The 6,950-nt window shown below is 42.5% G+C and carries 8 protein-coding genes; 4 read left to right on the top strand and 4 right to left on the bottom strand.

Annotated elements, in window-relative coordinates; all coding sequences use genetic code 11:
• The 4 genes from cydB to cydC all read left to right on the top strand — a co-directional run.
• On the top strand, positions 1-470 hold a 470-nt coding region (cydB, locus tag H5232_RS16385), incomplete at its 5' end, for a cytochrome d ubiquinol oxidase subunit II (protein ID WP_182831203.1).
• A 13-nt stretch (positions 471-483) separates the two neighbouring features.
• A complete protein-coding gene (gene cydX, locus H5232_RS16380; protein ID WP_064667585.1) occupies positions 484-636 on the top strand; it encodes a cytochrome bd-I oxidase subunit CydX in 153 nt (50 codons plus the stop codon).
• Positions 626-2,410, top strand: coding sequence for a thiol reductant ABC exporter subunit CydD (gene cydD, locus H5232_RS16375; RefSeq protein ID WP_182831202.1), 1,785 nt, complete (start codon positions 626-628; stop codon positions 2,408-2,410). The genes cydX and cydD overlap by 11 nt, the downstream gene beginning before the upstream one ends.
• Positions 2,403-4,136 carry a thiol reductant ABC exporter subunit CydC gene (gene cydC / locus H5232_RS16370; RefSeq protein ID WP_182831201.1) on the top strand — a complete coding sequence of 578 codons (1,734 nt, stop codon included), beginning with the start codon at positions 2,403-2,405 and terminating at the stop codon, positions 4,134-4,136. Before cydD ends, cydC begins: the two co-directional genes overlap by 8 nt.
• Here the strand turns inward: cydC and H5232_RS16365 are convergent.
• From H5232_RS16365 to lpxD, 4 genes are all read right to left on the bottom strand, one after another.
• Positions 4,133-4,516 carry a septal ring lytic transglycosylase RlpA family protein gene (locus H5232_RS16365; protein ID WP_310736578.1) on the bottom strand — a complete coding sequence of 128 codons (384 nt, stop codon included), beginning with the start codon at positions 4,514-4,516 and terminating at the stop codon, positions 4,133-4,135. The two genes, cydC and H5232_RS16365, sit on opposite strands and share 4 nt — an antisense overlap.
• A gap of 148 nt (positions 4,517-4,664) precedes the next feature.
• Positions 4,665-5,435, bottom strand: a complete 771-nt coding sequence (gene lpxA / locus H5232_RS16360; RefSeq protein WP_149982988.1) for an acyl-ACP--UDP-N-acetylglucosamine O-acyltransferase — start codon at positions 5,433-5,435, stop codon at positions 4,665-4,667.
• 2 nt (positions 5,436-5,437) lie between these two features.
• Entirely contained in the window at positions 5,438-5,890 is a 453-nt protein-coding gene (gene fabZ / locus H5232_RS16355) for a 3-hydroxyacyl-ACP dehydratase FabZ (protein ID WP_145240491.1), read from the bottom strand.
• Between the two features lie 13 nt (positions 5,891-5,903).
• The gene (gene lpxD / locus H5232_RS16350) at positions 5,904-6,941 is read right to left on the bottom strand and encodes a UDP-3-O-(3-hydroxymyristoyl)glucosamine N-acyltransferase (protein WP_182740510.1); all 1,038 of its coding nucleotides are present in this window, start codon (positions 6,939-6,941) and stop codon (positions 5,904-5,906) included.
• Between the last annotated feature and the right edge of the window lie 9 nt (positions 6,942-6,950).

Genomic DNA, 6,950 nt, shown 5'->3' with positions numbered 1-6,950 from the left:
CTAATCTTGATGGTTACCAAATAATCTCGATGGGTGATGCGCAAGGCTTTGCAAACCCACTAGATAAAACAGTAACCACCTCTGCAGGTGCTTGGTTAAACAATTATCAACAAATGCCTTTAACTATGCTGTTCCCTGCGGTCGCTTTTTTAATGGCTGCATTAGCGTGGATATGTTCAAAAATTAATAGGCCGGGGCTGGCATTAATAGCAACAAGCTTAATGCTTGGCGGTGTGATCATGACGGCTGGAATGTCCTTATTCCCATTTATTATGCCATCAAGTAATCACCCTGATATTAGTTTAACAATATGGGATGCGGTTTCTAGCCATAGAACATTGAATGTAATGTTTATTGCAGTAAGTATTTTTGTGCCACTTATTTTACTTTACACCACATGGTGTTATGTGAAAATGTGGCGCAAAGTAACCGTAGAAGAAATTGAAAATAACAGCCATGGCAGTTACTAAGGAGATTTGATCTATGTGGTATTTTGCTTGGATACTCGGTGTTTTATTAGCCTGTACGTTAGGTGTGATCAACGTTATGTGGTACGAATTTGGCCAGAACAAAGACAGTATCGCTGACGACGAACAAGAATTACACGATAGGCTTAATCGCCAAAATGACGACTAACCCCCGACCAAATCGCGCGCAACAAACTACGCTGCGCGCGTTTTTAAAAACGCATTCCAATCACGCTGGCAGTCTTTTAAAAATCAGTATTGCGCTAGGAACATTTAACGCATTATTGATGATTGCCAGTGCTTATTTAGTGGCACGATCAATTCATTTAGTGATGTTTGAACACGCCAATTTAGCCACTATTACCCCTTTACTTTGGCCATTAGCAGCATTGATTTTAGGGCGCGGAATATTACTTGGATTTTCGCAGCGCATAAGTGCCCAAGCCGCACTTAAAATTAAAACTGCTATGCGCCATACTTTACTCGAGAAACTCACCTTACTTGGGCCAAGTTATATTGAACAACAAGGTCATGGCGCGACTTTAAACACCCTACACAATGGTGTTGAAGCACTGCACGATTATTATGCTAATTATTTACCGAGCGTGGCTTACAGTGCGCTTATTCCTTTGGCTATCCTGATGGTGATTTTTCCTACCGATTGGAAAGCTGGGTTGATTTTTTTATTCACCGCCCCTCTAATTCCGTTTTTTATGATTTTGGTTGGCCACAAAGCAGAACAACTGAATCAACAACGTTGGCAACAACTAGCTGTGTTAGGTAATTACTTTTTTGACCGCTTACAAGGCTTAACCCAACTAAAGTTATTTAATGCGACTACGCGCGAACTAAAGCAAATTGCCAAAATTTCCGATGACTTTCGCCATGCGACTTTAAACGTATTAAAAATCGCATTTTTATCATCTTTCGCACTCGAGTTTTTAGCGACCATTAGTGTCGCGTTAGTAGCGGTGATAATCGGTTTTCGGTTGTTTTTTGGTACCTTAGATTTTTCGACCGGCTTTGTTGTACTGTTACTTTCCCCGGAGTTTTATTTACCGCTGCGCCAACTCGGCAGCCATTACCATGCCCGATTAGAAGGGATTAGTGCCGCCGCTGATATGCTAAAAATATTGAATGAGCCACTCCCTGCTAAGGATCTTGAGAACATACAACCAAATACTCAAAATAGCTTAAACTTACCAAGTATCGAACAACTCAATATTGATAATTTAAATTTTCATTACCCACAAAGTAATGAAGGCGTTAACAATATAAACCTAACATTTGCAGGCACAGGCCTGTATGCCATCGTTGGTCAAAGTGGTGCTGGTAAAAGCACCTTACTCGATTGTTTATTAGGGTTTCATCCTCAGGTGATCGGTGCTGTTACGGTAAATCAACAACAATTAGCCGCATCACACATTAAGCAATGGCAGCAACATATTGCCTGGATCCCACAACAACCTACTTTATTGTTTAACAGTATCAAAGCTAACTTACTATTGGCCAAACCGGATGCCACACTCACGCAGCTAGAAACTGCAGCAGAGCAAGCTGGTGCACTTGAGTTTATCAATCAATTACCAGAGGGCTTTGACACTCAAATTGGTGAACAAGGCGAAGGACTCTCAGGCGGGCAAAAGCAGCGGATCGCTTTAGCTCGGGCATTTTTAAAACAAGCGCCAATTTTGATCCTTGATGAGCCAACCGCACACCTCGATAGCCAAACTGAGCAACAGGTGCAAGCGGCTATCAATCATTATGCACAGCAACATCTCGTTGTGGTGATAGCCCATCGCTTAAATACCATTGCACAAGCTAAACAAGTTATTGTAATGAAAGATGGTGCTGTTATTGAGCAAGGTAGCTTTAAAACCCTCATCGATAACCAAGGCGCGCTGTTTGATTTAGTGCATGCAAGGAGTAAACAGCATGACTAATTTTTTACGTTTATTAAAACTGTGTAGACCGCACCTAGGTGCAATGCTGTTAGGGGCATTTTTAGCAACCTTAACAGTACTGGCAAACGTTGGCTTATTGGCTATTTCTGGTTGGTTTTTAGCCGCCATGGCTGCAGCTGGCTTGGCTGGCACGCAAATGAATTACTTCACACCAGCCGGCACAATTAGATTTTTGGCAATCGTAAGAACCGCCTCTCGTTACGGCGAGCGATTGGTAACCCACAACGCCACCTTTTTATTATTAAGTGAAATTCGTGTCAGTGTTTTTAACACGCTAAGCCAGCTAAGCAATGTTGATTTAGCCATGAGCCGCAGCGCCGATCTATTTAACCGCATGCAAAATGACGTTGAAGCGCTCGATAAATTTTACTTAAACGTATTATTACCGATGATTGTTGCGCTAATCAGCGTGCCAATTGTGGTTGCAATTATGGCAGCCTACAACAGTAATGTAGCGTTACTATGCTTTACTGCACTCTTAATAGTAGGCGTTGCCCTGCCGATCATACTGAGTAAACAACTTCAGCAAACTGCCGACCTCGAAACTCACTATTCGGCGACTTTACGTGCTGAATTATCAGATACCCTAAGTGGCTTACGAGAGTTGGCTATCTATCAAGCCACCGAGCAACAAATTGAGCAATGTCGGGCAGCCAGTGAACGCTATAATCGGCAACTATTTGTTCGCCATAGCGCCGAAGCACATAGTAATGGCATATCACTATTAATAGTACAACTGAGTATGCTCGGTGCCATTGTGATAATTGCACCGCTAGTTTACAGCGGAGCTATGGCCAATGTTGAACTGGCAATGCTTAGTTTATTTGTGCTTGCTAGTTTTGAAACGGTGCTAACGCTATCAAATGCGTTTATTCAATTGCCCGTAGCGCTAAGCGCTGCAAAGCGTATTTTTGATTTAGAAGATAAACTGCGCCCTGAAACTACAAGCGTTCAGGAGTCGTTATCAGTGCAACCTTTAGGGCTTGAATTTAAAGATCTTAGTTATTGTTACCACAGTGATACTTTTGCGCTTAACAACTTAAGTTTTGCGATTGAGCCACTGCAAAAAGTCGCGATTGTGGGGCAAAGCGGCAGTGGGAAAAGTACGCTGGTTAATTTACTCAGTGGTTTATGGCCACAGCAAAATGGTGAGATAAATCTAACTTCAGCAGACAAAACCATAGCAATTAACACGATCAGTCAACAAAATCGCTGCGAACTGATTAACATAGTCGCACAACAACATCATATTTTTGATGGCACCATTGCTGAAAACTTACGCTATGCGGCGCCCTCAGCAACTAAACAACAAATGCGCACAGCCTGTCAACAAGCACAGTTAGGTGATTGGCTTAGCGAGTTAAAACTAGGATTAGACACCCGCTTAGGCACAGGTGGCAGAAGTTTGTCGCGTGGGCAATCGCGGCGTTTAGCGTTAGCGCAAGCCTTACTCAGAGCACCGGCTATTTTAGTGCTTGATGAGCCAACCGAAGGCCTCGACAATCAATCGAAGCATCAAGTTATGGATGCGATATTAACCAGCATGGGGCACTGTACTGTGATCAGCATAACTCACGACCCTGCCTTACTTGCCAATATGGATAACGTAATTTGGTTAGAGCAAGGGCAAATAAAAGCGATTGCAACGCATCAGCAACTATTAGCAGAGCAACCTGAGTACGTGAACTTGATCACACGCTTTTAATCAATTACTTCAACGGTTACGTTAATAACGCCCGAGCTTGGCTCTGCGAGTTGCTCAAACGCATGCTTTGTTAAATCGATGATACGGCCGCGAATAAAAGGACCGCGATCATTCACTCTAACGACCACTGAACGGTTATTTGCTGTGTTTGTGACTTTAACTTTGCTGTTAAAAGGGAGCTGTTTGTGCGCCGCAGTCATGGCTTGTTGGTCAAACTTTTCACCACTAGCGGTCAGCCGACCATGGTATTTATCGGCATAAAAGCTAGCATTTCCCTGCTCACGAATACCTGTGCTTGTTGCAGAATAGTTTGTCTGCGAGCTACTACAGCCAGCTAAAATAGCCAGTGATAAGCTAATTAAAAGTGCTTTAATCAAAATTCAACGCTCCCTTAGAATGCATGAAGGTAGCAGGTATCAACTGAGCTGCAACTGAATTAAAGTAAATACAAAACAGTGAATACAAAAAAGCCACCAAGTTAACTTAATAACTGGTGGCTTTTATACACTGCATAAACGAATTAACGAATTAACGAATAATACCGCGTTCAGAATTTTTCACAAAATCAACCATTAACTGTACTGCTGGGTACTTAGCGGCATCATCAGCAAGCGCTGCAATTGCCTCTTCAACACCTAAACTCTTGCGGTATAGTGTTTTATAAGCACGACGTGTTGCCATTACTTCATCGCTTTCAAAGCCACGGCGCTTCATGCCTTCAGTATTAATTGCAACAGGACCTGCTGGCGTACCTATAGTTGTTACAAACGGCGGCACATCTTTGTTCACGCCAGAGTACATACCAACAAAGGCATGTGCCCCCACTTTACAAAACTGATGAATACCTGAATTGCCCGCTAAGATAACCCAGTCACCAATATGTACATGGCCTGCAACAGATGCATTATTAGCAAAAATAACGTTATCGCCAATCACCGCATCATGGGCTACGTGAGTGTAAGCCATAAATAAGTTATTGCTGCCAATCTTAGTCACACCTTGGTCTTGAATTGTACCTCGGTGGATGGTAGCGCATTCACGAATAACATTGTTATCGCCAATGATAAGTGTGGTTGGCTCATTATTATATTTTTTGTCTTGGCAGGCTTCACCTACAGACGCAAATTGAAATATATGATTGCCTGAACCTATTGTTGACGGACCTTTGACCACAACATGAGATTCGATAATGCAATTGTCACCAATAACCACATCGTTGCCAATGTAGCTATACGGGCCAACCGATACATTATTACCTAACTTTGCACCTGGTTCGATTATCGCTGTAGGATGGATCACAATTAAAGCTCTCTTCTCGCACACATGATTTCGGCACTACATACTATTTTGCCATCAACTTTTGCTTCTGCTGCAAACTTCCAAATATTACGACGCTCTTTTAAAAATTGAACGTGTAAATGCATGGTGTCACCAGGCGTTACAGGTTGTTTAAAGCGCGCATTATCTATCGCTGCAAATAAATATAGTTCATTTTCACTGCGATTCTCGACAGTTTTAAACCCCAATAAACCGGTTGCCTGTGCCATGGCTTCTAAAATTAATACACCAGGAAAAATTGGCTGGTTAGGGAAATGGCCGGTAAAAATCGGTTCATTAAAAGTTACGTTCTTAATTGCATGTAATGATTCACCTGGGGTGTAATCAAGTACACGGTCAACTAGTAGCATCGGGTAACGATGCGGAAGTAAGCTTAAAATTTCTTGTATATCAAGGCTATTTAATTCGTTTGCCAAAATAGCATCCTTATTAATTATCAACGTTTAATGACTTAGTCAGAGTCTCTAGCGCTTTAAGGCGAACTTTCATCTCTGGCAAATTACGGAAATGGGCAATGTTTCGGCGCCACTCTTTATTTGAAGAGTGTGGAAGTCCTGAGGAATAAATACCAGGTTTCGTAATCGCTTTAGTCACCATGCTCATACCCGTAAGTATAACACCATCACAGATATCTATGTGACCATTTATGCCGACAAGCCCGGCAATCTGGCAATTTTTACCAATAGTTGTACTACCTGCTATCACGGTACAGCCAGCAATTGCTGTGCCTGAACCAATTTCAACATTATGGGCAATTTGACATTGGTTATCAATAATCACATTGCTGTGAATAATCGTGTCATCAATTGCACCACGGTCAACCGTAGCACCAGCGCCAATTTCAACCTTGTCACCTATAATAACGCGACCAAGCTGAGGAATTTTTATCCATTGGCCTTTATCATTTGCATAACCAAAGCCATCACTGCCGATTACGCTACTTGATTGAAATAAGCAATCACTACCAATTTCTACATCGTGATAAACACTGACATTTGCCCACAGTTTTGTGCCATTGCCAATTTTTGTGTTTTCACCAATAAAGCAATTAGCGCCTATTTGCGCGTTATCACCAATTACCGCTCCGGCTTCAATCACCGCATTAGCTGCAATAGCGGCTGTGCTTGCAACTGTAGCATCAGGATGAACCACCGCACTTGGGTGAATACCTGGTGACGCTGAGCGTGGCGTTGTATCGAGTAACTGGGCTAATTTCGCGTAGCAAACATAGGGGTTAACCACTATGAGCTTATTACCTTGATAATACTCTGCGTCTGCGGCAGATAGGATCACTGCCCCCGCCTTAGTATCACTAAGTTGTGAGCGATATTTCTTATTCGCTAAAAATGCAATATGCCCAGACTGGGCATTTGCAAGTGTAGCAATTTTTGAGATTTCCCAAGCGCCATCACCGTCAAGCGTGGCGCCTAGAAGTTCCGCAATCTGCGAAAGCGTATAATTATGCATATATCAGTT

The organism is Pseudoalteromonas sp. SG41-5 (genome assembly GCF_014164495.1).
GTDB classification, from domain to species: domain Bacteria; phylum Pseudomonadota; class Gammaproteobacteria; order Enterobacterales; family Alteromonadaceae; genus Pseudoalteromonas; species Pseudoalteromonas rhizosphaerae.
Note: the sequence above shows the minus strand (reverse complement) of the source record. Positions and strands in the feature narration are given on the sequence as shown.